At 63.7% G+C, this 22682-nt stretch carries 18 protein-coding genes and 1 tRNA gene; 10 read left to right on the forward strand and 9 right to left on the reverse strand.

Translation table 11 applies throughout. The features are described from left to right. Position 1 precedes the first annotated feature (1 nt). Positions 2–1348 (reverse strand): nodulation protein NfeD, encoded by a 1347-nt coding sequence (locus ACIQYU_RS20725; protein ID WP_402801905.1) that lies wholly within the window; start codon positions 1346–1348, stop codon positions 2–4. Between the two features lie 98 nt (positions 1349–1446). Between ACIQYU_RS20725 and ACIQYU_RS20730 the strand changes: the two genes are divergently transcribed. The 3 genes from ACIQYU_RS20730 (at position 1447) to ACIQYU_RS20740 (ending at position 2916) form a co-directional block, all read left to right on the forward strand. Then, positions 1447–1905 carry an aminoacyl-tRNA deacylase gene (locus ACIQYU_RS20730; protein ID WP_015268554.1) on the forward strand — a complete coding sequence of 153 codons (459 nt, stop codon included), beginning with the start codon at positions 1447–1449 and terminating at the stop codon, positions 1903–1905. 61 nt (positions 1906–1966) lie between these two features. Next, a complete protein-coding gene (locus ACIQYU_RS20735) occupies positions 1967–2209 on the forward strand; it encodes a DUF2789 domain-containing protein (RefSeq protein WP_063914405.1) in 243 nt (80 codons plus the stop codon). Positions 2210–2277: 68 nt separating this feature from the next. Beyond that, positions 2278–2916: an NADH:ubiquinone oxidoreductase subunit N gene (locus ACIQYU_RS20740; RefSeq protein WP_207833076.1), complete on the forward strand. Its 639-nt coding sequence runs from the start codon at positions 2278–2280 to the stop codon at positions 2914–2916. Between the two features lie 6 nt (positions 2917–2922). Here ACIQYU_RS20740 and ACIQYU_RS20745 read toward each other — a convergent pair whose 3' ends face one another. The 5 genes from ACIQYU_RS20745 to ACIQYU_RS20765 form a co-directional block, all read right to left on the reverse strand. Then, the gene (locus ACIQYU_RS20745) at positions 2923–3360 is read right to left on the reverse strand and encodes a CBS domain-containing protein (protein ID WP_063914407.1); all 438 of its coding nucleotides are present in this window, start codon (positions 3358–3360) and stop codon (positions 2923–2925) included. A gap of 232 nt (positions 3361–3592) precedes the next feature. Further along, positions 3593–5323: a dipeptidase gene (locus ACIQYU_RS20750; protein WP_207833078.1), complete on the reverse strand. Its 1731-nt coding sequence runs from the start codon at positions 5321–5323 to the stop codon at positions 3593–3595. 160 nt (positions 5324–5483) lie between these two features. Beyond that, positions 5484–5560 (reverse strand) — tRNA-Arg (locus tag ACIQYU_RS20755). Positions 5561–5656: 96 nt separating this feature from the next. Further along, the gene (locus ACIQYU_RS20760; protein WP_207833080.1) at positions 5657–6520 is read right to left on the reverse strand and encodes an ABC transporter ATP-binding protein; all 864 of its coding nucleotides are present in this window, start codon (positions 6518–6520) and stop codon (positions 5657–5659) included. After that, a complete protein-coding gene (locus ACIQYU_RS20765) occupies positions 6517–8118 on the reverse strand; it encodes an ABC transporter permease (protein ID WP_402801912.1) in 1602 nt (533 codons plus the stop codon). The genes ACIQYU_RS20760 and ACIQYU_RS20765 overlap by 4 nt, the downstream gene beginning before the upstream one ends. A 297-nt stretch (positions 8119–8415) precedes the next feature. On the opposite strand from ACIQYU_RS20765, the gene ACIQYU_RS20770 reads away from it, so the two are divergent. Together ACIQYU_RS20770 and ACIQYU_RS20775 are read left to right on the forward strand one after the other, a co-directional pair. Beyond that, the gene (locus tag ACIQYU_RS20770; RefSeq protein WP_207833082.1) at positions 8416–9453 is read left to right on the forward strand and encodes an ABC transporter substrate-binding protein; all 1038 of its coding nucleotides are present in this window, start codon (positions 8416–8418) and stop codon (positions 9451–9453) included. 37 nt (positions 9454–9490) lie between these two features. Beyond that, the gene (locus ACIQYU_RS20775; RefSeq protein WP_233688047.1) at positions 9491–10396 is read left to right on the forward strand and encodes a TauD/TfdA family dioxygenase; all 906 of its coding nucleotides are present in this window, start codon (positions 9491–9493) and stop codon (positions 10394–10396) included. 103 nt (positions 10397–10499) lie between these two features. Here the strand turns inward: ACIQYU_RS20775 and ACIQYU_RS20780 are convergent, their stop codons facing one another. After that, positions 10500–11414, reverse strand: a complete 915-nt coding sequence (locus tag ACIQYU_RS20780; protein ID WP_196183392.1) for a LysR family transcriptional regulator — start codon at positions 11412–11414, stop codon at positions 10500–10502. 156 nt (positions 11415–11570) lie between these two features. Between ACIQYU_RS20780 and ACIQYU_RS20785 the strand changes: the two genes are divergently transcribed. From ACIQYU_RS20785 to ACIQYU_RS20805, 5 genes are all read left to right on the forward strand, one after another. Then, the gene (locus ACIQYU_RS20785) at positions 11571–13943 is read left to right on the forward strand and encodes a TonB-dependent receptor (RefSeq protein ID WP_402801918.1); all 2373 of its coding nucleotides are present in this window, start codon (positions 11571–11573) and stop codon (positions 13941–13943) included. Between the two features lie 17 nt (positions 13944–13960). After that, the gene (locus ACIQYU_RS20790) at positions 13961–15637 is read left to right on the forward strand and encodes an aryl-sulfate sulfotransferase (RefSeq protein WP_343586178.1); all 1677 of its coding nucleotides are present in this window, start codon (positions 13961–13963) and stop codon (positions 15635–15637) included. A 338-nt stretch (positions 15638–15975) separates the two neighbouring features. Next, complete coding sequence (gene gabD / locus ACIQYU_RS20795; protein ID WP_015268576.1) at positions 15976–17418, forward strand: NADP-dependent succinate-semialdehyde dehydrogenase; 1443 nt, start codon at positions 15976–15978, stop codon at positions 17416–17418. Positions 17419–17601: 183 nt separating this feature from the next. After that, positions 17602–18879 carry a 4-aminobutyrate--2-oxoglutarate transaminase gene (gabT, locus tag ACIQYU_RS20800; RefSeq protein WP_063914434.1) on the forward strand — a complete coding sequence of 426 codons (1278 nt, stop codon included), beginning with the start codon at positions 17602–17604 and terminating at the stop codon, positions 18877–18879. Positions 18880–19015: 136 nt separating this feature from the next. Continuing rightward, positions 19016–20275, forward strand: a complete 1260-nt coding sequence (locus ACIQYU_RS20805; RefSeq protein ID WP_207833090.1) for a response regulator — start codon at positions 19016–19018, stop codon at positions 20273–20275. 86 nt (positions 20276–20361) lie between these two features. Here ACIQYU_RS20805 and ACIQYU_RS20810 read toward each other — a convergent pair whose 3' ends face one another. Together ACIQYU_RS20810 and desA are read right to left on the reverse strand one after the other, a co-directional pair. Further along, positions 20362–21390: a sensor domain-containing diguanylate cyclase gene (locus tag ACIQYU_RS20810; RefSeq protein ID WP_233688051.1), complete on the reverse strand. Its 1029-nt coding sequence runs from the start codon at positions 21388–21390 to the stop codon at positions 20362–20364. Positions 21391–21490: 100 nt separating this feature from the next. Beyond that, complete coding sequence (desA, locus tag ACIQYU_RS20815) at positions 21491–22675, reverse strand: delta-9 fatty acid desaturase DesA (protein WP_402801924.1); 1185 nt, start codon at positions 22673–22675, stop codon at positions 21491–21493. Between the last annotated feature and the right edge of the window lie 7 nt (positions 22676–22682).

The raw sequence follows: 22682 nt of genomic DNA on the forward strand, positions 1-22682 counted from the left end.
GTCATTCTCCTTGCGCCGCGGGCGCGGCGGCGCTCACTTCCAGCATGACGCCATGGCGCGCGGTCACCCGCACGTTCTGGCCCGCTTGCAGTGGCGTTGCACACTGCGCCTGCCATTGCTCGCCCTGGGCCAGCACAAAGCCACAGAACGGGTTGCCCGCCATGACCTGGGTGACGGTGACCAGGCTGCCGACCAGACCGGCGTCACCGCTGACCAGCGCCCGTCGACGGGCCTTGAGGGCCATGCCCAGCACACCGCCGATCAGCAGCGCCGAGAACACCGCGAGGGTGCCGATCAGGGCCAGCGGGATGCCGAAACCGGGGGCATCGGTATCGATCAGGATCAGCGCGCCGACCACGAAGGCGACGATACCGCCGAAACCGACCACACCGAAACTGGGCAGGAAGGCTTCGGCGATCATGAAGGCGATGCCGAGCAATATCAGCGCCACCCCGGCGAAACTCACCGGCAACAACTGCAGGGCATACAGCGCCAGTAACAGACAGATGCCGCCCACCACACCCCCTACCGTCGAGCCGGGGTTCATGAACTCGAACAGCAGGCCGTACACGCCGATCATGATCAGGATCAGCGCCACGCTGGGGTTGGTGATGACCGCCAGCACGCGCGTGCGCCAGTCCGGCAGGTGCTCGACCAGGATGGCGCCGGCGGTCTGCAGCTGCTGGGGCTGGCCAGCGACAGTGAGCGTTTTGCCATCGAGCTTGCGCAGCAGGTCGGGCAGGTCGTCGGCCACCTGGTCGATCACGTCAAGCCGCAGGGCCTCGCTGGCGGACAGGCTGACCGCCTCGCGCACGGCCTTTTCCGCCCAGTCGGCATTGCGCCCGCGCAGCTGCGCCAGGCCACGAATGTAGGCCGCCGCATCGTTGACCTGCTTGCGCGCGAGGGTTTCGGTATCGCTGCCTTTGGCCTTGTCGTCCTTGGGCGTGCCTGGCGGGGCGCCGATCTGCACGGGCGTGGCGGCACCCAGGTTGGTACCGGGTGCCATGGCTGCAATATGGCTGGCGTAGAGGATATAAGTGCCGGCGCTGGCGGCGCGGGCCCCGCTGGGGGCGACGAAGGTGGCGACCGGCACGGGGCTGGCGAGAATCGCCTTGATCATCTGGCGCATGGCGCTGTCCAGCCCGCCCGGGGTGTCCATGCGGATAACCACCAGTTGTGCGCCCTGTGCCTGTGCCTGGCCGAGGCTGCGTACCAGGTAGTCGGCGCTGGCCGGGCCGATGGCGTCATCGATGCCCAGCACCCAGACTGCACCGGGCGCTGCCAGGCCGCCTGGCGTAATGCCAAGCAGCAACACCAGCAACAGCCAGCGCCAGCAGCGGGCGATCACCTGTCGTCACCTCGTTTGCCTCTATTGCACAAGTTTAGCCCTGCCTGCTGGTACCCGGCCTAAAATTGGAAATTGGGGGGCGAAACCGGAGGTGCATCATGCGTATGGCAAAGACCCTGCAGGATCGCCTGGACAAGGCCAACTGCGACTACGACATCATTCCCCATCCACATTCGGCCACCAGCCTGGAGTCGGCCCGTACGGCCGGCGTACCCGCCGAGCGGGTCGCCAAGTCGGTGATGCTCGATGACCGTCATGGCAACTACATCATGGCCGTGCTACCGGCCAACCGGCATCTGGACATGACCAAGGTACGCATGTCCGGGGCCTGGCAACTGACCCGTGAAAGCGGCCTGCCGAGCCTGTTCGGCGACTGCGAGCGCGGTGCCGTACCGGCCCTTGGCGATGCCTACCAGATAAAAATGCTGGTCGACCCGAGCCTGACCCGTCAGGGCGATGTCTACCTGGAAGCGGGTGACCACGATCACCTGATCCACATGAGCATGGAGCAGTACATGAAACTGGTGCCGCACGCCGAAGTGCGCGAGCTGTGCTGATGTTTTCACACCAATGCCGGGCGGGCGTCGTGGACGGCTTGCCTGGCTCTCAGGAGGAACCATGGAAGCGCCGATCCATCCGTTTGCCGAGCTGTTCAAACAACTGGGCCTGCCTGACGATGCGGTAAGCATCGATCAGTTCATCGCCAGCCACTCGCCACTGAAGAACGACATCAAGCTGGTGGATGCGCCGTTCTGGAACGCTTCCCAGCGCGAGTTTCTCAAGGACAGCATCAACGAGGACGCCGACTGGGCGGAGCCGTTCGATCAACTCAACGAAGCGTTGCGTCGCCCTCGAAAATAAAGCGCCGAGTGGCACCTGACGAGTGATTGGCCGTTGCTATGCTCAGGAAAACAAGAGGGGATAGCGCGATGAAAGATCCCTACGCACCAGGGTTCTGGTGCTCCGTGACGATCCTGGGCACCCTGACGGCCAGTTATTTCTATGGCATCAGGCAGACGCAACAGATGACCCAGGCGGTGCATTTCCTGTATGCCGCTGCCGCTGTCACTGTGGCGGTTGCACTGGTGGCGCTGGCCTGGATCGCCTGGCAGCAGCTGCACCTGAACAAGCGCGAAGTGGTGCAGGGGCGAACGTTGCTGACCATCTGGAACACCAAAGTCGCGCTGCGCCGCGTCGAGACGGTGTTCGACCGCTATTTCTGGGGCAGCTACTGGCATTCGGGGCGTACCTTCGAAGAGGTCATGGGCGAGCTCAAGGGCACGCCGCTGGAGCAGAGCCTGGATGCCCTGAAACGCCAGTGCCGCTTGCTCGACCGCGAAATTCATGACCACCATCACCATTGGCTGGCCAATGCCCGCGACCTGTCCAGCGTTGCCCAGGCTATGGCCCGTGAACGCTACCAACTGGATCTGGGCGAGCCAACCCGCAGCGGCCATGGCAATACCGCCGTGCTCAACCGGGACCTGGAAGTGCTGGTGTATACCTGGTCGGCGCGCCTGCGCAGTTTCGACCATCAGCTGGACGAGCTGGAGCGCGCCTACCATTGAGGCGTTTCATTCACCGCGGATGTATTGCTCCAGTTGCAGGATCAGGCTGGCCTGTTCGGCGATGGTTTCCTTGACCAGGTCGCCGATCGACAGCAGGCCGAGCAGCTCGCCATTGCTGACCACCGGCAGGTGGCGCAGATGGCGATTGGTCATCAGGTTCATGCAGTACTCGAGGTTCTGCTTTGGTTCCACGGTGACCACCGGCGCACTCATGATTTCGCGCACGGGGGTAGCGGCGGATGAGCGCCCCTTGAGCACCAGTTTGCGCGCATAGTCCCGTTCACTGACGATACCCACCACCTGGTTGCCCTCGACCACGGGCAGCGCACCGACGTTTTTCTCCGCCAGCAGCTTCAGGGCGTCGAGTACCGAGTCATCCGGGCCGATGGTGTACACGGTCTGGTGCTGGGACTTGGTCTTGAGGATCTGTTCGACGGTCTTCATACGGGCCTCTGCGGATGGAAAAAGCGATGTCTCGGAGTAAATAAAGCATCCGGCACGGCGCTCTGCACGGCAATGCAGGAAACGGCATCGAGTCGATTGAAAAACGTCATGAATGGTCGCCTGTGCTGGCCTCTTCGCGGGCACGCCCGCTCCCACAGGTATCGCACCGACTTCGATGGTTGCGTAATTCCTGTGGGAGCGGGCGTGCCCGCGAAGAGGCCGGTACAGCCAATCAGAGCTTCGGCATCTGCCCGATCCGCGCCACCATTTCGCTCACCACCTGCAAGTCCAGCATGAACTGTTCCACGGTCTTGAACTCGTTGTCGTTGTGCCCGGTGTACTTCACATCCGGCATGGCCAGGCCGAACTGCACGCCGTTGGGCAGGTCATGTACCGAGGTCGCACCCGCCGAGGTACCGAACTCGTGCTTCATGCCCAGGTTCTCGGTCGCCACGTCAAGCAAGGCCTTGACCCATTCGCCCTCGGGGTTGCGGTACATCGGCTCGTCCAGGCTGTAGTCGAAGGCCACCGAGGTGTGGCTTTGCCGGGTCCATTTGCCCAGCTTGTCGGCCAGTTCGTCCTTGATCGTGGCAATCGGCTTGCCTTTCGGAATGCGCAGGTTCACCGCCAGTTTCAGGCCTTTCTCATCCACTCCGACAAAGGTCAGCGAAGCGGTCAGCGGGCCCATGAACGGGTCCTTGAAGGCCACGCCGAGCTTGTTGCCCAGGTAGTCCAGGCCCCAGTTGTCGGCGGCGTAGCGGGCGGCGTCGGTGAAGTGGTTGTGCTTGAGCGGCACCTGCTGACCCAGGCCGTTGATGAAACCGAGCATGCGCGCCACCGGGTTGACCCCCGACTCCGGCTCCGAAGAGTGGGCGGAAACGCCGGTCACGGTGAGCAACACCTGTTTGCCCTCGGCCTTGGCAGCGATGCTGAAGTCACCGCCATTGCGCTTCACGTAATCTGCGCCGGCCTTTTCCAGCTGGCTGGCCAGCTTCGCCGGGTTGTCGGTGACCAGGGTCGCGACCGAGGTGGTCGGGATCTGGTTGGTGGCCAGGCCGCCGGTCAGGTTGACGATCTCGGCGCCCTTGCCACTGGCCTGGCGCTTGCTGAAACTCGCCATGATCGTGCCGTAGCCTTTCTCGGCGATGACCACCGGGTAGCCGCCATCGAGGGCCAGGTTGTAGTCGGGCGTGGGGTTGCGCTCGAAGTAGTAGGGGATGGCATCACCGCTGGTTTCTTCAGTGGTGTCGATCAGCAGCTTGAACTGGCGGGCCAGCGGCAGGTTCTCGTCCTTGGCCACTTTCAGTGCGTACATCGCCACGACGATGCCGTTCTTGTCGTCTTCGGTGCCACGGCCGTACATGCGGTCGCCGACCAAGGTGACCTTGAACGGGTCCAGGCGCGTGCCATCGGCCAGCTTCCAGTTGTCCGGGTTGACCGGCACCACGTCGGCGTGGGCATGGATGCCGACCACTTCCTTGCCGCTGCCCAGTGAAATCTCGTAGACCCGGTTGTCGATATTGCGGAAAGCCAGGCCGAAGCTGTCGGCCAGGGCCTTGATCTTGTCGGCGATCCTGAGGAATTCGGGGTTCTCGTGCTGCGGCGTGCCTTCGACGTTGAAGGTGGGGATGGCCACCAGTTCACGCAGGGTTTCGCTGGCAGCCTTGCCGTACTTGATGCGGGTATACAGGCCGAGCAGGCGGTTGATCTCGTTCTGCTGCTCGGCGGCCAATGGCTTGCCGGCCAGGTAGGCATCCAGGGTTGCCGCGAGGTTGTCGGCCTTGGCCAGGTCGCTGCCTTTGAGCTTGCCGAGGAACTGCTTGAAGTCGCTTGGGTCGCTGCCGTCGAAGGCTTTTACGATGGCTGCGGACTGCTGCTGGGTAAGGTTGGCCTGTGCCGGCTGGGTGAACAGGCCGATGCTGGCCAGCAGCAGGGTTGTGGCTGTAAGTTTTTTCAGGTGCATGGTTGTGCGCATTCCTTCGCCAATCATTGTTGTGGGTTACCCGTCGGGAAACGGGAAGACGCCCACGCTAACACCAATGACCGGTGGTACGGGAGTGCCAGAAACGCGACATGTCGCACAAACGAAAAAGCCCCGGGCACAGGCCCAGGGCTTTTTTATATGGCGCACTCGGCGGGATTCGAACCCACGACCCCTGCCTTCGGAGGGCAGTACTCTATCCAGCTGAGCTACGAGTGCAACGCGCACGCATGATACCCATCTGATCCGATGGCGTCCATCGCCTTGATCTGTAGCCGTTTTTACCTGCCGACCGAGTTGGCCATGCCGTTCGGTTCAAAGTGCGATCAGCTCTGGCCGCAGGCCTTCCACCCGGCGCGCTGGCAACGGCAGGTAGCCCCCGTCGCCGGTAATCTGGTGCAGCACCTTCTCGCGCAGCCCGTGCAGTGCCACGCCCGTACGCAACCGTGGGTGTGGCAGATCGATCTCGATGACCGACTTGATCCTGCCAGGACGTGGCTCCAGCACCACAACCCGATCAGCCAGATATGTCGCCTCCTCGGCATCGTGGGTCACCAGCAACGTTGTGATACCTGCCCGTTCGCGAATGGCCAGCAGCTCGTCCTGCAGTTGCTGGCGGGTCAGTGCATCCAGCGCGCCGAACGGCTCGTCGAGCAGCAGGATCCGCGGGCTGGCTACCAGGCCTCGGGCAATCGCCACGCGCTGGGCCATGCCGCCGGACAGCTGGTGTGGGTAGGCCGACTCGAAGCCGACCAGTCCCACGAGTTGCACGAACTCGTGTACCCGCCGCGCGCGTTCACCCTGGGTTAGCGGTTCGTTGACCAGGCCCAGGGCAATGTTCTGTTCCACGCTCAGCCAGGGGAATAGCCGGTGTTCCTGAAACACGATGCCGCGTTCGCTACCAATGCCGCTGACAGTGTGGCCGTCGACACGGATGTTGCCGCTGTAGTCGGTATCCAGCCCTACCAGCAGGCGCAACAGGGTGGACTTGCCACAGCCGGAAGCGCCGACGATGGCGATGAATTCGCCTTGGTTGATCGACAGGTTGAAGTTGCGGATGGCTTCCAGCGGCTGGCCATCGACGCTGAACACTTTGCCGACCCCCTCGAAGCTGACCAGGGGTGGGGTGGCATCGGGCTGGTTGGCCGCGTGCAGGTGCGAGGTGTTGAAGGCGTTCATGCGGTTCTCCAGCGCGTGGCGCGTGATTCGAGGCGTTGTCCAAGGGTGCCGAGCAGGGCGCCGATCAGGCCGATCAACAGCATGGCGGCCATTACCTGGTCCATGCGGAACAGTTGCTGGGCGCCGATCATCAGGCTGGCGATGCCGCCGTCTGAGGGCATGAAGTATTCGGCGCCGATGGTGCCCAGCCAGGCGTAGATCAGCGACAGGCGCAGGCCCGCAAAAATGGCCGGGGCTGCGCCGGGCAGCACCAGCAGGCGCAGGCGTTGCCACAGGTTCAGGCGCAGGGTGCGCGCGGCTTCACCCAGCTGCGGCGAGAGGCTGGCGATGCCGCGCTGGGTGGCGATCAGCAAAGGGAAGAACGCAGCCATGCCGACGAATACCAGCTTGGCCCCTTCACCCAGGCCGAACCAGGCCGTGAGCAGCGGCACCCAGGCAAACAGCGCCACCTGACGCAATGCCGACAGGCTGGGCCCGAAGATACGTTCGGCATTGGCCGAAAGCCCCAACAGCAAACCGACCAGCAAGCCAGCGCTACCGCCCAGCAGCAAGCCGGCCAAAGCGCGCTGCAGACTCAGCAGCAAGGCTTGCGGCAGCGAACCATCGGCCAGGCCGGTCAGCAGAGTACGCAACACTTCAAGTGGCGAGGTCAGGATGTTGCTGTCGACCCAGCCAAAGCTGCTGCTGGCCTGCCACAGGGCCAACAGTGCCAGTGGCAGCAGCAGGCTTTGCCAACCCCGCGGCACGGGGCCACGGTGCTGCTCCCCTGTGGCCGCTTGCGGCCAGTACAGCAGGCGCTTTTCCAGGGCCGAGAAGCCGTGCTCCAGCAGTGCGCCGACCAGGCCGATCACCAGGATGCACAGCAGCACCAGGTCGAGCATGAACAGCTGTCGTCCCCAGACCATCAGGTAGCCAATCCCTTCGCTGGAGGCCAGCAGTTCGACCGCCAGTAGTGAGGTCCAGCCGGTGGCCAGGGCCAGGCGTACGCCGGTGAGGAAGGCGGGCAGGGCAGCCGGCAGCAGCAGGCGCAGGAACAGTAGATGGCGAGGCAGGCGCAGCACCGCAGCGGCCTCTCGCAGCTTGGGCTGGGCATCCCGTACACCGACCAGCGTGTGCAAGGTAACGGGGACCACCACGGCTTTCACCAGCACCACCAGCTTGAGCAACTCGCCGATCCCGAAGAACAGCATGAACAACGGGATCCAGGCCAGGGTAGGAATCTGTGCCAGTGCCACGAAGGTCGGCAGCACCAACGTCTGCGCCCGCCGCGAAGCACCCAGCCAGACCCCCAGCAGCAACCCGCTGCCGATGCCGACCGCCAGCCCCCAGAACAACCGCTGCAAGCTTATCCACAGGTGCCCCCACAGCTCGCCGGAACCAAACTCCACCGCGCTCTGCCATACCAATGCTGGCGCCGGCAGAATCTGCTCGCTCATCCAGTGCTCCCGGCTGGCCACTACCCACAGCAGCGCAACCAGCACAGGCAAGACCCAGGGCAACAAGCGGGCGCGATCCTTGTGGGAGCGGCCTTGCGTCGCGAAAGGGTCGCGTAGCGACCCCCGGAGCCATCCCCGACCTCTGCTCAGAATTCCATTCATCGGCCATCTCTCGAAGCGTTGTTAGATTATTCATTTAGGGAATTAAAAATTCCAAAAAATGACTTTCAAGAGATAAGAGCATGCGCTTCATGCATACGGAAGCCTCTCGCCGTTGCGTTTTCCTCATATTTTCCATGCATTTTCCGCAAGCCAGCCGCAGGCCCGCATGCCGCCTGATTTATGCCTTCCAGTTACTGAAGAATGAAGTTTTGATCTTTGTAGGTTCTAACCAGACCTGCCTAGCTTCTGGCCAAAGCGCCGGCCATCGCCGGTGGCAGCCTGCCAAGGAGCCTTGCCATGAAAACCCCGCTGCGCCACCTGATCACCGCCCTCGGGCTGGCCTTCACCCTCAGCGCCCACGCGGCTGAACCGGCCAAGCCCGCAAGCATCCGCATCGCCGTGCCCGACCTCAGCGCGGGCAGCAAGCCCAGCGCCGGTGGCGTGGTCGACGTGCTGCGTGACCAGCAACTGCTGGAGAAGGAGTTCGCCAAGGACGGCATTCGCATCGACTGGCACTTCTTCAAGGGCGCCGGGCCGGTGGTGAACGAAGCGTTGGCCAACGGCCAGGCCGATTTCGCCTACCTCGGCGACCTGGCCGCCATCGTCGGCAAGGCCAACGGCCTGGACACCCGCGTGCTGTCGGCGGGCGTACGTGGGGTGAAGAGCTACCTGGGCGTGGTGCCCGGTTCCGGCATCAAGACCCTGCACGACCTCAAGGGCAAGCGCGTGGCGGTGTTCCGTGGCACCGCCAACCAGCTGTCGTTCGCCAGCGCCCTGGCCAGCCAGGGGCTTAGCGAGCGCGAGCTGAAGGTGATCAACCTGGACTTCAACGCCGCCAATGCCGCACTGGCCGCCAAGCAGATCGACGCCACCTGGGGGCTGTCCAACCTGCTGTCGCTACGCGAGCGCGGGCTGGTAGAGCTGCCGGTCAACTCACGTGACCTGGCAGGTGCCGGCAGTACCCAGGCGGTGCTGTTGGGTACTGGTGATTTCATCCGCAAATACCCCGAGCTGGTACAGCGCCTGGTCAATGCCCAGCAACAGGCCAGCGCCTGGCTGCGCGACGAACACAACCGCGAGGCCTACGTCGAACTGGTGGCCAGTAATGCCAACTGGCCGCGCAGCATCCTCAGCGACGACCTGGCCACGGAAGACCTGGCCCATTACTTCGATCCACGGCTGGACGCCGAATTCGTCGGCCAGTTGCAACAGGGCGTGGACCTGGCCGCCAAGGAGCGCCTGATCCGCCGTGGCTTCCAGGTGGCCGACTGGATCGAACCCCGCTTCCTCGATGCCGCCCTGCAACAGAATCAGGCCGTGCAGGCCGCCCGCTGAATCCCAAAGCCCCGACAATGACCGCAAGGACACGACCATGAGCAACGCTGCCCTGGCCTCCGCGCCACAAACCCTCGAACTCGACATTCACCCTGTTGCCGGCCGTATCGGCGCCGAAATTCGCGGGGTGCAATTGTCCGCCGACCTTGATGCCGCCACCCTCGATGCCATCCAGGCCGCGCTGGTGAAGCACAAGGTGATCTTCTTCCGTGGCCAGACCCACCTGGATGACCAAAGCCAGGAAGCCTTCGCCAAGCTGCTCGGCGAGCCGGTCGCCCACCCCACCGTGCCGGTGGTCGACGGCACCAGTTACCTGTTGCAGCTCGATGGCGCCGAAGGCCAGCGGGCCAACTCCTGGCACACCGACGTGACCTTCGTCGATGCCTACCCCAAGGCCTCGATCCTGCGCAGCGTGGTGGCGCCGGCATCCGGTGGCGACACTGTGTGGGCCAACACCGCCACGGCGTACCAGGAGCTGCCCGAGCCGCTGCGCGAGCTGGCCGACAAACTGTGGGCGGTGCACAGCAACGAATACGATTACGCCAGCGCGAAGCCCGACGTGGACGCGGCCAAGCTGGAGCGCTATCGCAAAGTGTTCACCTCCACGGTGTACGAGACCGAGCACCCGGTGGTGCGCGTGCACCCGATCAGTGGCGAGCGGGTGCTGCAGCTGGGGCACTTCGTGAAGCGCATCAAAGGTTATTCGCTGGCGGATTCACAACACCTGTTCGCGGTGCTGCAAGGGCATGTGACGCGGCTGGAGAACACGGTTCGCTGGCGCTGGCAGGCGGGGGACGTGGCAATCTGGGATAACCGCGCGACGCAGCATTATGCGGTGGATGATTACGGCACCCAGCCACGTGTGGTGCGGCGGGTGACCCTGGCTGGTGAAGTGCCGGTCGGGGTGGATGGCCAGTTGAGCCGGACAACCCGCAAAGGTTGAGGGATGTAGAAGACCCAGTGGGAGCGGGTTTACCCGCGAATGCGTCAATGAATTCGCCATCGTATTCGCGGGTAAACCCGCTCCCACAGGGGTGCCCCGTCGGTCACACCTCGGTATCGCAGGCAATCAACTGCCTGACCAGCCCCTGAGCCAACGGCGATAGCCCATACCCCACCCGGCTCACCACCCCATACCGGGTGTAGAACGCTTCCTCCTGCTCCACCGTCAGGTCGGCCAGCTGCAATGCCACCAATCCCCCGTCACGCTGATACGGCCGCAAATTGGCATTGCAGGCAATGCCGATGGTGTCCGAATGCATCACCACATTCAGCAATGCATAGCCATGCTCGCACTCCACCGTCGGCAGAAAATCCTGCCGCCCGCTGAGGTCGCTGAGGATCTTGCGGATGTTCGGCGGGCGGAAGGTAGTGGCCAGGGGGTAGTCGAACAAGTCACGCGCCCGCACGCTTTCGCGCTCGGTCAACGGGTGCCCGACGCGGCAGCAGAAATGCCAGCGCTGCGGCGCCAGCTTGTGCACCTGGTAGTCCGGGTCGGACTCGAACTGACGGGTGTCTGCGACGAAGAACTCGATCTCCTCGGCAACCAGCTTGCGGTTCAGCGCCTGCCAGTTATCCACCTGGAAGCAGGTACGCGCCGCGGGGTATTCGGCGACGAAGCGTGCCACCGCCCGCGGTACCAGCCCCCCGGCCGGCGCCGGCCCGGAACCGAAGCGCACCACGCCGGTGGTGGCGCCATTGAACTGGTGAATCTCGTTGACCAGGTTGTGCGCGCCATGCACCAGCCGCCGCGAATGCTCCAGCACCAGCAAGCCCTGGCGGGTTGGCGCCAGCTCCTTGCTGGCGCGGTCCACCAGGCGGCAGCCGATGTTGTGCTCGAGGGTCTGGATGCTGCGGCTGAACGCTGATTGCGACAGGTTCACCGCCGCCGCCGCAGCAACGAAGCTGCGGTGCTCGACAAGGGCAATGTAGTGGCGCAGCTGACGGAGATCGATATGCATTTTTTACATTGAAACTTTCGGTCGAATGCAATTGCTGACAAGGGTTAGCCCCCTTATAAAGGGAGTCACTTATTCCACAAAATATGAATTACAAATATTTATATCGCCTAAAAGAATATAAGCCCGACTGACCGCGATTCGGTTCCGCCAACGGAAATGCTCGCCAGGGCCCATGCCTCAAGGAGCATTTGCATGTCCGGAGTTTCCCGTTGGCCTGCGCGCGCGTCGCGTTTCACCTTGCAACCCTTGGCTGCCGGCGTACTGCTGGCGGCGTCCTCTGCCAGCTTCGCCGAAGAGCCGGTCAGTGCCACCCCGGCGGTGGAGCAGGAAGCCAAGCTCGGCACTGTCACGGTCAACGCCCGCCGCCGCGAAGAAACCGCGCAAAGCGTGCCCACGCCGATCAGCGTGCTCGACAGCGAAACCCTGGAAAGCCAGCGCATCTACCGCGTGCAGGACCTGCAGCAACTGGTGCCCAGCACCAACGTCGCTTACGTTCATGCCCGCCAGTCGAGCATCTCGATTCGTGGTCTGGGCAACAACCCGGCCAGCGATGGCCTGGAAGGCAGCGTCGGCATCTACCTGGACAACGTCTACCTCGGCCGCCCCGGCATGGCGGTGTTCGACCTGCTGGATGTGGAGCAACTGGAAGTGCTGCGCGGCCCGCAAGGCACGCTGTTCGGCAAGAACACCACCGCCGGCGTGCTCAACATCACCACGCGCAAGCCCACCTTCCACCGCGAGGGCAGCATCCAGCAGTCGATTGGTGAACACGGCTACCTGCAAACCCAAGGCAGCTTCTCGGGGCCGATCAGCGACACGCTGGCCGGGCGCATCAGCGCCTATCGCACCGAGGACGACGGCTATGTGAAGAACGTCCACAACGGCGACGACCTCAACGGCGGCAAGCGCCAGGGCTTTCGTACCCAGCTGCTGTTCAAGCCGAGCGAAACCTTCAACCTGCGCTGGATCGGCGAATACAACGAAGAAGATTCCGACAATGGCATCCTCAGCCTGTACAGCACCGGGCCGACCATCAATGGCGTCAACCGCTACGAAAGCCTGGCCGCCCAGGCTGGCGCGACGCTGGTGTCGGGCAAGCACCGCAAGGTCAACTTCGACGCCGACCAGCAAGTGACGGTGTTCCAGGGCGGTACCTCGGTGGAGGCCAACTGGACCTTGCCCAACGACTTCACCCTGACCTCGATCACCGCCTACCGCTGGTGGGACTTCACCCCGCGCAACGATGACGGCCTCAACGTGCCGGTGTTCTACAGCGCCGGGGTATCGGTGCGCGACAAGCAGTATTCCCAGGAGATCCGTTTGGCCTCACCCACCGGTGGTGCCTTCGACTACGTGCTGGGCGCGTACTACTTCAAGCAGGACCTGGACAACAAATCCTTCACGTTCTACGGGCCGCAGGCGGACATCTGGAACCTCACCCCGGCCGGTGCCCTGGCCAACGTCGACACCATCGGCAACGGCCATATCGATACCGACAGCTATGCCCTGTTTGCCCAGGGTACCTGGCACCTCACCGACCGTCTGGACTTCACCGCCGGCATTCGCGGCACCTACGAAGAAAAGAGCGCCTGGGTGACCCGCGATGCACCAACCGGTGGCGCAGCAGTAACCGGGGCCGCCGCAGCAGCGCGCCAGGGCCGGGTAGGGGCCTACGACTCAGGTGATCTCAACCAGTACAGTTTCAGCCCCTCCGGCCTGCTGGGCCTGAGCTACCGCTTCAACGAGCAGTTGCTGGGCTACGCCACCCTGACCCACGGCGAGAAGTCTGGCGGCATCAACCTTACCGTTGGCGCTGCGCCACGGCTGGGCACCGACTCGCTGCTGGTCGGCACCGAGCGGGTCAACAACGCCGAAGTCGGCTTGAAAAGCTCGCTGTTCGACGACCGCCTGCAACTCAATACCAACCTGTTCTGGGCCGAAGTGCATGGCTACCAGGCCAACGTCTACGACCAGATCAACCGCGTGCAGTACCTGGCCAACGCCGGCAGCGTGCGCTCGCGTGGCCTGGAGTTCGAAGCCACGGCGCTGCCGGTGCGCGGCCTCACGGTCAACTTCAACGGCTCGTGGAACGACGTGCGTTACACAGATTACAAGGACGCCCCATGCCCGCCTGAAGTGAGCCTGGCCAATGCCACTGCCACCTGCGACCTGTCCGGCCACCAGGTGGTCGGTGCCTCCAAGTACATCGCCAACCTGAACACCCAGTACAAGTGGCAGGCCAGCGAGCACATCGAACCCTATGTCACCGCCAGTTACGCCTTCCGCTCGAAGGCGGTGGGCACCATCGACGATTCCGATTTCGGCCAGATCCCCAGCTACGCGCTGGTCAACCTTTCCGCCGGTGTGCGCCTGGACCAGGGCGACGGCGTGGTCGACCTGTCGCTGTGGGTGAAGAACGCCGGCGACAAGACCTACTTCACCAGCCTGTGGAACTCCGCCAACGGTGGCTATGCCGGCGTGCTTGGCACCCCGCGCACTTTCGGCGCCACCGCCCGTTACGACTTCTGAGCACAAGGAGCTTTGCCATGAATGCCAAGACCGAAACCCCTGCATTGCCTGAAGGCGCCTGCCTGACCGCCAAGGTCCCCGAGCGTGACGAGGCGCTGCTCGGCGACGTGGTAGTCAACCCGTATCGCCTGGCGCCGCTGACCGCGATCATTCGCGACGGTGGGCGCAGCCTGAGTGCTGCGCACGTACGCGTGTTGGGGCGGGGCGAGCGCGGTGTGGACATCGCCTACGAGGTGTCCGACCGCTCGTTGTGGACCTACGGCGGTATCCCGGTATTCGGCCTGTACCCGGATCACGTCAACCAGGTGGAAGTGACCTACAAGTTCGACGGCGAGCGTATCCGCGAGCAGTACCAGATCTACGCACCAGCGGTGCGCCTGCCGGTGGTGGCCAGGCAGACCGCCGCCTTGCCTGAGGTGCGGCCGGTCAAGGTAGCGCCAGGTTTTGAAAAGCGCCTGTACCTGTTCAACCACCTGCTGGGGGACATCCCGGGCGGTCGTGCCTTCAAGTGGAATGCCCAGGGCGGTGCGGCGGAATGGGACCAGGTGGGCAACAACTGGATCGCCGACAGCAATGGCGACGTGCGCTGGTACCTGGACATCGAGCAGATCCACGACTCCAACCGCCGTGATGGCCTGGGTGGCACCATGGGCTTCCAGCAGACCCGCGACGGCAAGCTGATCTGGGGGCAGGGCCAGACCTATTCCAAGTACGACCTGCTGGGCCGGCGCATCTGGCAACGCACGCTGCCCGACAAGTTTGCCGATTTCTCCCATGAAATCCGCGAGACCGCCAATGGCACCTACCTGCTGCGGGTGGGCACCAGCGACTATCGCCGGCCCGACGGCAAGCGCGTGCGCTCGATCCGCGACCACATCATCGAGGTCAACGAGGCCGGTGATGTGCTGGACTTCTGGGACCTCAACCAGATCCTCGACCCGTACCGTGGCGACCTGCTGGAAACCTTGGGCAAGGCAGCCATCCAGTTGCCGCCCGGGGTGCAGAAACAGGACGAACGGCTGGCCAACGAACTGGCCGAGGGCGACTTGCCCTTTGGTGACACTCCGGGGGTGGGCACCGGGCGTAACTGGGCACACGTCAATGCCATCGACTACGACGCTGATGACGACAGCATCATCGTTTCAGCACGGCATCAGGGCGTGGTGAAGATAGGCCGCGACAAGCAGGTGAAGTGGATTCTCGCCTCGCCCCAAGGCTGGCCTGAGCGTCTGCGCAAGAAAGTACTGACGCCGGTGGCGAGCGAAAGCTTCGACTGGTCGTGGACCCAGCATACCGCCTGGCTGACCGGCAAAGGCACGCTGACCGTGTTCGACAACGGCTGGGGCCGCGACTTTGCGCCAACCAGGCTGACCGGCAACTACAGCAGGGCGGTGGAGTACCGTATCGACGAGGCCAAGGGCACGGTCGAGCAGGTATGGGAATACGGCAAGGAGCGCGGCGACGAGTGGTACAGCCCGGTGACCTCGGTGGTGGCCTACCGGCCGGAGACCGACACCCAGTTCATCTACTCGGCGTCGGTGAACTTCCTGACCCCGGAGAAACTGACCACCACCGTGCTCAACGAGGTGCGGCGCGGGACCCAGGAGGTGCTGGTGGAGCTGAAGGTGCACAGCCGACAGCCGGGCAGTGTGGGTTACCGCGCCTTGGTGATCGACCTGGCGAAGGCCTTCTGATCCGCCCCTTCCGGGAGGGCCGTCGGTCCTCCCATCACATTTCCGTCAGCGCGTTCGTCTAACCTGTACTGGCCTCTTCGCAGGCACGCCCGCTCCCACAGGTACTGCACCGAGTTCGAAACCGGTGGGGTACTTGTGGGAGCGGGCGTGCCCGCGAAGAGGCCCGTTGCCATTATGCAAATGATGAAATTTCCGCCAGGGTGTTCAACCATTCGTTCTTTTTTTCGAACAGCCTATTGTCCAACACCCCAGCAGCCGCTTAGCATTCGTTTGAGATTTCAAACGCTCGATGCCCTGCCTTGGGCGCTTTTCAACAATCAACAATTCGGGAAGCCGACATGCAGCTCAAAGACGCTCAGTTGTTCCGCCAGCAAGCCTACATCAATGGTGAGTGGCTGGATGCGGACAACGGCCAGACCATCAAGGTCACCAACCCGGCCACTGGTGAAGTCATCGGTACCGTGCCGAAGATGGGCACCGCGGAAACCCGCCGCGCCATCGAAGCCGCCGACAAGGCCCTGCCGGCCTGGCGTGCCCTGACCGCCAAGGAGCGTTCGGCCAAGCTGCGTCGCTGGTTCGAACTGATGATCGAGAACCAGGACGACCTGGCTCGCCTGATGACCACCGAACAAGGCAAGCCGCTGGCCGAAGCCAAGGGCGAAATCGCCTACGCCGCTTCGTTCATCGAGTGGTTCGCCGAAGAAGCCAAGCGCGTCTACGGTGACACCATCCCGGGCCACCAGCCAGACAAGCGCCTGATCGTCATCAAGCAGCCAATCGGCGTTACCGCGGCCATCACCCCGTGGAACTTCCCGGCCGCCATGATCACCCGTAAAGCCGGCCCGGCCCTGGCCGCTGGCTGCACCATGGTGCTCAAGCCTGCCTCGCAGACCCCATACTCCGCCCTGGCTCTGGTCGAACTGGCCCACCGTGCCGGCATCCCGGCTGGCGTGCTGAGCGTGGTTACCGGCAGCGCTGGCGAAGTTGGCGGTGAACTGACCGGCAACTCCCTGGTTCGCAAGCTGTCCTTCACCGGCTCGACCGAAATCGGTCGCCAGCTGATGGAAGAATGCGCCAAGGACATCAAGAAGGTTTCCCTGGAGCTGGGTGGCAACGCCCCGTTCATCGTGTTCGACGACGCCGATCTGGACAAGGCGGTCGAGGGCGCGATCATCTCCAAGTACCGCAACAACGGTCAGACCTGCGTCTGCGCCAACCGTATCTACGTGCAGGACGGCGTCTACGACGCGTTCGCCCAGAAGCTGGCTGCCGCGGTTGCCAAGCTGAAGATCGGTAACGGCCTGGAAGAAGGCACCACCACTGGCCCGCTGATCGACGGCAAGGCTGTCGCCAAGGTCCAGGAGCACATCGAAGACGCCGTTGGCAAAGGCGCCAAGGTCCTGTCCGGTGGCAAGATCATCGAAGGCAACTTCTTCGAGCCGACCATTCTGGTCGACGTACCGAAGACCGCTGCCGTCGCCAAGGAAGAGACCTTCGGCCCGCTGGCGCCGCTGTTCCGCTTCAAGGACGAGGCCGAAGTCATCGCCATGTCCAACGACACCGAGTTCGGCCTGGCCTCGTACTTCTACGCCCGCGACATGAGCCGTGTGTTCCGTGTTGCCGAAGCCCTGGAATACGGCATGGTGGGTATCAACACCGGCCTGATTTCCAACGAAGTAGCACCGTTCGGTGGCATCAAGGCTTCGGGCCTGGGCCGCGAAGGTTCCAAGTACGGTATCGAGGACTACCTCGAAATCAAATACCTGTGCATCAGCGTCTGATCGCACGGTAACGGCTTTACCTCTGCCAGCGGGGCGCGAGAGCGACGTCTCGCTGGCCTTTTTTACATCGCAGTACCTGGTGGCCAGGGCGTTCACGGCAGTCGATCAACGAATACTGTTCGCGAGCACTCCCAGCCACCCCCGAATAAAAGCGCCACTCCAGACCGGCGCAATGAGGGCATTATGAGCAAGACCAACGAATCCTTGATGCAACGTCGTGTCGCCGCCGTCCCACGTGGCGTTGGCCAGATCCACCCGATCTTCGTCGATACCGCGAAGAACTCGACCGTGATCGACGTTGAAGGCCGCGAACTGATCGACTTCGCCGGCGGCATCGCAGTACTGAACACCGGCCACCTGCACCCGAAAGTGGTTGCGGCCGTGCAAGAGCAGCTGACCAAGGTCAGCCACACCTGCTTCCAGGTGCTGGCCTACGAACCCTATGTAGAGCTGTGCGAAAAGATCAACAAGCTGGTCCCTGGCAACTTCGACAAGAAGACCCTGCTGGTCACCACCGGCTCCGAAGCCGTTGAAAACGCCGTCAAGATCGCCCGTGCCGCCACTGGCCGCGCTGGCGTCATCGCCTTCACCGGCGGCTACCACGGCCGTACCATGATGACCCTGGGCCTGACCGGCAAGGTCGTGCCGTACTCCGCTGGCATGGGCCTGATGCCAGGTGGCATCTTCCGCGCCCTGTTCCCGAGCGAACTGCACGGCATCAGCGTTGACGACGCCATCGCCTCGGTCGAGCGCATCTTCAAGAACGACGCCGAGCCGCGCGACATCGCCGCGATCATCCTCGAGCCGGTACAAGGCGAAGGCGGCTTCCTGCCAGCGCCGAAAGAGCTGATGCAGCGCCTGCGCGCCCTGTGCGACCAGCACGGCATCCTGCTGATCGCCGACGAAGTACAGACCGGCGCTGGCCGTACTGGCACCTTCTTCGCCATGGAACAGATGGGCGTTGCGCCTGACCTGACCACCTTCGCCAAATCCATCGCTGGCGGCTTCCCGCTGGCCGGTGTGTGCGGCAAGGCCGAGTACATGGACGCCATCGCTCCGGGCGGCCTGGGCGGCACCTACGCCGGTTCGCCGATCGCTTGCGCCGCGGCCCTGGCCGTGATCGAAGTGTTCGAAGAAGAGAAACTGCTGGACCGCAGCAAAGCTGTGGGTGAGCGCCTGACCACTGGCCTGCGCGAAATCCAGAAGAAGTACCCGATCATCGGTGACGTCCGTGGTCTGGGCTCGATGGTCGCTGTCGAAGTCTTCGAGAAAGGCACTCACACCCCGAACGCTGCTGCTGTTGGCCAGGTTGTCGCCAAGGCTCGCGAGAAGGGCCTGATCCTGCTGTCCTGCGGCACCTACGGCAACGTCCTGCGTATTCTGGTTCCGCTGACCGCTGAAGACGCACTGCTGGACAAAGGCCTGGCTATCATCGAAGAGTGCTTCGCTGAAATCGCCTGATGTGATGTGCTTCAGAAAAAACCCGCTTCGGCGGGTTTTTTTTGTGCCCAGACATCCCACCTGGCGCTATCGTTGTGGCAGGACTCGCTTAGGAAGCTGCGACGGACTGCGTGTCAGGGAATTTCAGGAGTTGGCGATGAGCGCTGCAAACCCCACCCCACCAAGCGTGCTGATTGTCGAAGGCGACCCCTGGGTACGTGACATGCTCAGCGAAATGCTGCTCAGCGTGCGCTGTGATGCCCGCCTGCAGGTCTGCGCCGACGGTTCGCAGGCGCTCAGTGCCTTGTCCAGCAAACCCGACCTGATCATCGCCGCCCGCGAGCTGCCCGGCGTCGATGGCCTCGACCTGCTGCGCAAGGTGCGCGCCAAAGGCTCGGGTTTGCCGTTCATCCTCATGAGCAACCGCAGTGACAGCGCCAGTGTGCGCGAGGCGCTGCCCCTGCACCCCACGGCCTACCTGAGCAAGCCGCTTGACCTGGATAACCTGCGCAAGCGTCTGGAAGAGCTGCTGCTGGCGGTTGGCGAAGAGATCGCTTGCCCGGCACCGGCCTTGCAACCAGGCGCCAGCCTGCCGGCCTATCTGGAACAGCGCCGAGCCAGCGCCGATGGTGGGCCGCTGCTGGCCGATGTGCAGGTGGCGATCAAGCGCGCGCTCAACCCCCACGGCCTGAACCTGAGGGTGCTCGAAGAGGAAGTGCAGGAGGACCCGCAGATCACCGCCGTCCTGATCGCTGCGGCCAACAGCGCAGCGCTGCACCGCGAAGTACCGGTGCAGACGTTGTTGCAGGCCCTGAACAAGCTTGGCAGCACCCAGAGCATGAACCTGATCCTGGGCATGACCCTCAAGCGCAGCGCACGCCTCAGCGACCCGCTGCTGGCCGAGCATGCGGCCCGTTACTGGGACCTTTCGCTGCACGCTGCCGAATATGGGCGGACCTTGGCGCGCATGCTTGAACTGGATGAGGGACGTTGCTACTGCGCAGGACTGCTGCATTGCCTGGGCGACCTGGCGGTGCTGCGCTGCTTGCAGGAATGGCGACTGGCCGGGGGCGAACTGGATGAGGACCAGGTTCAGCTGTCGCTCAACGAGTTTGGCGCTGCGTTTGGCTCGGCGTTGCGTACGCGTTGGCGGCTACCGCTGGGATTGCGCGAGTTGATCGCGGCGATCTACCAGTTGGGCGGTGGGGTTTACTCGCGGGAGATCCTGGCCATGAACCTGGCCGGGCAGCTGTCGCGGCTGCCGGCTGGGCAGGGGCTGGAGAAGGTGGCCAGCAGCAAGACCGCGCGCCTGCTCAAGCTTGGCCTGCCGGAGCTGAGCCGGTTGCGTAAGGTGGAGAACCCGGAGGTGAAGCCGCAGGAAGAGCCGCCGGTAGCCGAGGCCGAGGTTTCCAGCTGAGATCCAGGGGCTGCTTTGCAGCCCTTTCGCGACACAAGGCCGCTCCCACAGGGACCGTACAGGCCAGCAAGTACTGTGTAAGGCAGTCAGCCGCGGACGATCTGGTTCTTGCCCTGTCGCTTGGCCTGGTACATCGCCGCATCGGCCCGGGCATACAGGGTGTCCAGCGCCACATCCTCGTCAGTCAGGCCGGTCACCCCTTGGCTCACCGTCACTCCGTAAGTCTGCTCCCCATGGCTGAAGCTCAGCCGCTGGATCTGCCGTTGCAAGCGCTCGGCAATCTGTTCCGCCACCTGGGCAGTGCAGCCCGGGAACACAGCCGCGAACTCCTCGCCACCAATGCGCCCGAACAGGTCACCACGCCGTAGCACGGCCTTGCCGCTATCGGCGATTTGCTGCAACACCTGGTCGCCTTCCTGGTGACCGTAGCTGTCGTTGATGCGCTTGAAGTCGTCGATGTCCAGCAGCAGGAAGGCCAGTGGCGTACCGTCTTCGCGGGCGCTGTCGAAGGCTTGCTGGGCGCACTCGAAGAAGTGACGGCGGTTGCTGCTCTGGGTCAGCACGTCGGTGGTGGCCAGGCGCTGCAGTTCGCCTTCGAGCTGCTTCTTCTCGGTGATGTCTTCGGCGATACCGACGATGATCACCCGGTCACCATCGCGTTGCTGGTTGATGTAGCACTTGTCGCTCAGCCAGCGCAGCTGGCCGTCGGCATTGAGGATGCGGTACTCGCGGTCTTCCACCGAACCCTTCAGCAGTACCTGGGCCAGGCTGCGCTCGGCGAACTCCAGGTCGTCTGGGTAAATGCTGTCGCGCCACTCGTTGTAGTCAGCCAGTACCAGGCTGGCCGGGCGACCGAAGATGCGCTCGTAGGCGGGGCTGACGTACAGCACCTGGCGGGTTTCCCAGTCGAAGGCCCACAGCACAGCGTTGACGCTGTCGAGCAGGGAGCTGAACAGCTGCTCGCGCTCGCTCAGGCGGGCAACCTCGCCCTGGGCGTGGAGCAGCGCAAGCAAGGTCTGGGCGGCCTCCGGAGGGGGGGTGCCAGGCAGTGTCGTTGGAATGTTCTTGGCCATGTGCACGGAGCGGGTCTCGGCGTGTAAGCGTGCGGCCAGCATCTGGCCCGCCACGCGGGCGATGTGCCGAGTTTGAGTGTAAACGAAGGGGCGAAGTTCCGGGCGGCACGCCCCGCCAAGGGGGCGTGCCGATCAACGGCGGTCAGGCGGCGGTCGGGCGCAGGGAGTAGGTCTTCAGTTGTGCCGCGAAGTCGCGCAGGGCTTGGATGCCGCTGGTTTCGGCCTCGTGTACCCAGTCCTTCATGGCGGCCAGCATGTCGTGGCCGTTGGCGCTGGTGCGCGCCCAGATCTGCTGCAGGGCCAGGCGTTTTTCGTAGATGGTCTTCAGCGCCTGGCTGTGGGCGAGCATCGACTCGATGCGCACATGATGACGGTCTTCCAGCAGGCTGGTCTCGCGTGACAACAGGCGCTTGGCGCGGCGGAAGTGGTGGCGCAGCGAGGCATCGACGCGGGCCAGCTCCTGCTTGACCAGCGGCCCGATCACCAGCTTGCGGTACTGGGCCATGATCTGGAAGCGGTTGTTGAGGATCGCCATGGCAGTGTCCATGTCCAGGCTTGCCTTGCCGGCCATCCGGTGGGCGATGGGGGCCACGCGCTGCACCTTGGCCAGGCGCAGCAGGCAGAACAGGCGGATCCACGCCCAACCCATGTCGAACTCCCAGCGCTTGACCGACAGCTTGGCCGAGTTGGGGTAGGTGTGGTGGTTGTTGTGCAGCTCTTCACCACCGATGACGATGCCCCACGGCACCAGGTTGGTGGCGGCGTCGCGGCACTCGAAGTTGCGGTAGCCGAGGGCGTGGCCCAGGCCGTTGACCACGCCGGCGGCCCAGAACGGAATCCACATCATCTGCACCGCCCAGATAGTGATGCCGATGGTGCCGAACAGCAGCAGGTCGATCACCGCCATCAGTGCGATGCCGCCCAGCTTGTAGCGCGAGTAGAGGTTGCGCTCGATCCAGTCGTCCGGGCAGTTCTTGCCGTAGATGCGCAGGGTTTCGGGGTTGCGTGCCTCTTCCCGGTAAAGCTCGGCACCTTTGCGCAGCACCGTGCCCAGGCCCTTGTACAGCGGGCTGTGCGGATCATCGGGGGTTTCGCATTTGGCATGGTGCTTGCGGTGCACGGCGGTCCATTCGCGGGTGTTCTGTGCCGTGGTCAGCCACAGCCAGAAACGGAAGAAGTGCTTGAGCGCGCCATTGAGTTCCAGGGCCCGGTGCGCGGAGTAGCGGTGCAGGTAGACCGTGACGCTGACGATGGTCACGTGGGTCATCAACAGGGTGATGCCGACCAGTTGCCAGGCCGACAAGTCGAGCAGGCCGTTGTACCACATAGGTGTA

It is taken from the genome of Pseudomonas sp. NPDC096925 (assembly GCF_044762545.1).
Classification (GTDB): domain Bacteria; phylum Pseudomonadota; class Gammaproteobacteria; order Pseudomonadales; family Pseudomonadaceae; genus Aquipseudomonas.

Coding starts and splice junctions, on each gene's coding strand:
- gabD (WP_015268576.1), top strand. CDS start 15,976: ATGCAGCTCAAAGACGCTCAGTTGTTCCGCCAGCAAGCCTACATCAAT.
- ACIQYU_RS20805 (WP_207833090.1), top strand. CDS start 19,016: ATGAGCGCTGCAAACCCCACCCCACCAAGCGTGCTGATTGTCGAAGGC.
- ACIQYU_RS20730 (WP_015268554.1), top strand. CDS start 1,447: ATGCGTATGGCAAAGACCCTGCAGGATCGCCTGGACAAGGCCAACTGC.
- ACIQYU_RS20760 (WP_207833080.1), bottom strand. CDS start 6,520: ATGAACGCCTTCAACACCTCGCACCTGCACGCGGCCAACCAGCCCGAT.
- desA (WP_402801924.1), bottom strand. CDS start 22,675: ATGTGGTACAACGGCCTGCTCGACTTGTCGGCCTGGCAACTGGTCGGC.
- ACIQYU_RS20770 (WP_207833082.1), top strand. CDS start 8,416: ATGAAAACCCCGCTGCGCCACCTGATCACCGCCCTCGGGCTGGCCTTC.
- ACIQYU_RS20740 (WP_207833076.1), top strand. CDS start 2,278: ATGAAAGATCCCTACGCACCAGGGTTCTGGTGCTCCGTGACGATCCTG.
- ACIQYU_RS20810 (WP_233688051.1), bottom strand. CDS start 21,390: ATGCTGGCCGCACGCTTACACGCCGAGACCCGCTCCGTGCACATGGCC.
- ACIQYU_RS20780 (WP_196183392.1), bottom strand. CDS start 11,414: ATGCATATCGATCTCCGTCAGCTGCGCCACTACATTGCCCTTGTCGAG.
- ACIQYU_RS20750 (WP_207833078.1), bottom strand. CDS start 5,323: ATGCACCTGAAAAAACTTACAGCCACAACCCTGCTGCTGGCCAGCATC.
- ACIQYU_RS20785 (WP_402801918.1), top strand. CDS start 11,571: ATGCTCGCCAGGGCCCATGCCTCAAGGAGCATTTGCATGTCCGGAGTT.
- gabT (WP_063914434.1), top strand. CDS start 17,602: ATGAGCAAGACCAACGAATCCTTGATGCAACGTCGTGTCGCCGCCGTC.
- ACIQYU_RS20745 (WP_063914407.1), bottom strand. CDS start 3,360: ATGAAGACCGTCGAACAGATCCTCAAGACCAAGTCCCAGCACCAGACC.
- ACIQYU_RS20775 (WP_233688047.1), top strand. CDS start 9,491: ATGAGCAACGCTGCCCTGGCCTCCGCGCCACAAACCCTCGAACTCGAC.
- ACIQYU_RS20790 (WP_343586178.1), top strand. CDS start 13,961: ATGAATGCCAAGACCGAAACCCCTGCATTGCCTGAAGGCGCCTGCCTG.
- ACIQYU_RS20765 (WP_402801912.1), bottom strand. CDS start 8,118: ATGAATGGAATTCTGAGCAGAGGTCGGGGATGGCTCCGGGGGTCGCTA.
- ACIQYU_RS20735 (WP_063914405.1), top strand. CDS start 1,967: ATGGAAGCGCCGATCCATCCGTTTGCCGAGCTGTTCAAACAACTGGGC.